Annotated in this window: 2 protein-coding genes; both read left to right on the top strand. The window is 39.1% G+C overall.

Going from position 1 to position 2,403, the window contains the following annotated elements; genetic code table 11:
* Positions 1 to 133 precede the first annotated feature (133 nt).
* Complete coding sequence (locus tag MM213_RS20515; protein ID WP_241414755.1) at positions 134 to 943, top strand: tyrosine-type recombinase/integrase; 810 nt, start codon at positions 134 to 136, stop codon at positions 941 to 943.
* Positions 943 to 2,115: an IS91 family transposase gene (locus MM213_RS20510; protein ID WP_241414754.1), complete on the top strand. Its 1,173-nt coding sequence runs from the start codon at positions 943 to 945 to the stop codon at positions 2,113 to 2,115. The genes MM213_RS20515 and MM213_RS20510 overlap by 1 nt, the downstream gene beginning before the upstream one ends.
* Positions 2,116 to 2,403 lie beyond the last annotated feature (288 nt).

Below are 2,403 nucleotides of genomic sequence, written 5' to 3'. Positions count from 1 at the left end.
TTGAACTAAACCTCCTTCGTCGGTAGTATTTACATTATCTTCAAGTGGTTGATTTTTTGGTATTTATCGTAAATTTACACCATGTTAAATCATTAATTTATATCATCATGGAAAAAAAAGTTTGCGTCAAAGGATGTATGAAGAGATGTCTTATCGGCATTACTCTCCAAGAAGTATCAAGACATATCTAAGTCTTGTAAGTGTTGTTTCAGGTCACTTCGGAAAGAGTCCCGATTTGATCAGTATTTCTGATTTGAAGAGCTACCTTTTTGAGAGAGTCAATTCTGGAGAACTTTCAGTTTCGAGTATCAACCAGACCATCAGTGCATTCAAAATACTTTTTAAAGATGTATTGGAAAGAGATTGGGATCCAATTAAAATCAAAAGACCCAGAAGGCCAAAGTTGCTGCCAGCTGTTTTTTCAAAAGAAGAGATCTCCCTAATACTTGAGAATATAAAGAACAGAAAGCATTATTGCCTTATCGCGCTGACTTATGCTTCTGGCCTTAGAATGGGAGAAGTTCTCAGTTTAAAGCCCTGTGACATTGATAGCAACAGGATGCAGCTAAAAGTAAGGGGAGGTAAAGGATGTAAAGACAGATACACTCTGCTCCCCCATCAGTTGTTACTCCGGTTGAGGGAGTATTTTAAGTATTATCGCCCCGTGACTTATTTGTTTGAGGGTCAAGAACCAGGTAAACCTTACAGTGAAACCAGTGCACGAAATATTCTTAAAAAGGGAATGCATAAGGCAGGGGTGAAAAAGAAGGCCTGCTTTCATACACTACGCCATTCCTTTGCAACGCATCTGCTTGAGCAGGGGACAAACTTAAGGTATATCCAAGAGCTTCTTGGACATCAGTCTCTTAAAACTACGACGGTTTATCTTCATGTGAGCAACCTGAATCCATCCCTGGTAAAAAGCCCTTATGACGCACTGTGATGGAAACTATCAACAAAAGAAATCAGGGAGTTGAGTTATCGACAATACTTGATTACCAAAAGGAGTTCATTTTGGAGGGTAAGACTCTATGTGCTGACCAGAAGAAAGCATATAGGGACATTCTTCATTGCCGGACTTCAGCAATGGGTTCACATAGTTTGAGTTGTGATTCGTGTAGTTCAGTGAAAGTCTGCTACAACAGCTGTCGCAACCGACACTGTCCCAAATGCCAGTACATCAAGCAGCAACTATGGGTAGAAAAGTTAAGGTGTAGACTTCTCCCGATCAGGTACTTTCATGTGGTTTTCACCATACCTGAGTTTCTGAGACCTCTATTTTATATCAATCAGAGGTTTTGTTACAATATCCTGTTTGAGTGTTCGGCAAAGGCGATAAAGAAGACGGCACTTAACCCTTCTTTTCTGGGAGTAGAAAGCGGATGTCTATCGGTTTTACATACCTGGGGACAGTCATTGAATTATCACCCCCATATCCATATGTTGGTTCCTGCAGGCGGTCTTGACAGTGAGGGGATGGAATGGATACATGCCAACAAAAAGTTCTTTGTACCGATCAAAGCACTTTCTGCGATTTTCAGGGGAGTGTTTATGGAAAGACTGATGGAAGGATTGGCATCAAAACAGTTGAAGATACCGGAAAAACAAAAAGGACTCTTTGAGGACACTAAATCCTTGAAAAACAGGGCTTATGAGAAACAATGGAATGTCTATATCAAAAAAACGTTCAAGGGAGCCAATCAAGTGGTTTCCTATCTGGGAAGATATACCCACAGGGTAGCCATAAGCAATAGCAGGATTTTGGCTACTGATGGGCAGACGGTCAGGTTTCGGTGGAAGGATTATCGGGATGGTAAAAGTAAGGTGATGATTCTAGAATGTTCTGAGTTTGTTCGGAGATTTATGCAGCATATACTTCCTTCAGGGTTTTACAAAATCAGGTACTATGGCATATTGGCTTCTACAAACAGCGCATTAAAAATGGATGAATGCTTTCGGCTCTTGAAAAAAACAAGGTTGATATCATTTTATCAGGGCTTGAGTACATATGAAGTATTGAGGGAGATCTTTGGAGATGAAATGTTCAGATGTCCATGTTGCAAATCTGGGAAGATGATCTTTGGTATAGGGGAAGAGAAAGGAGAAGGTCCTTAAATAAAATTGGTAGATTGAAGTTCTTTGAAAAACTGCAATGAAAATTAAACAGGGATTCTGTCAAAGGGATTGGTATGTCTTGTTGAAAAAGAAAAATGTTATAAATGATGAATATCAGAGCCAATTTATTGATTAAGTACGACCTAAAAATCAGAATCCTCGAAAACAAAGATTTTAAATACCCATAGGGATAGCCCAGCTTAGTCCAACTATGTTTTAAACGCAATCTTGATATATCTATTTATTATAGTTATTTTTTTGGGTAGATTGCGTCTAAAACACTTTACG

Origin of the sequence: Belliella alkalica (assembly GCF_022549785.1) — a bacterium.
Taxonomy (GTDB): Bacteria; Bacteroidota; Bacteroidia; order Cytophagales; family Cyclobacteriaceae; genus Belliella; species Belliella alkalica.
The sequence above is the reverse complement of the archived record's forward strand: the minus strand, read 5'-3'. Positions and strand labels throughout refer to the sequence as shown.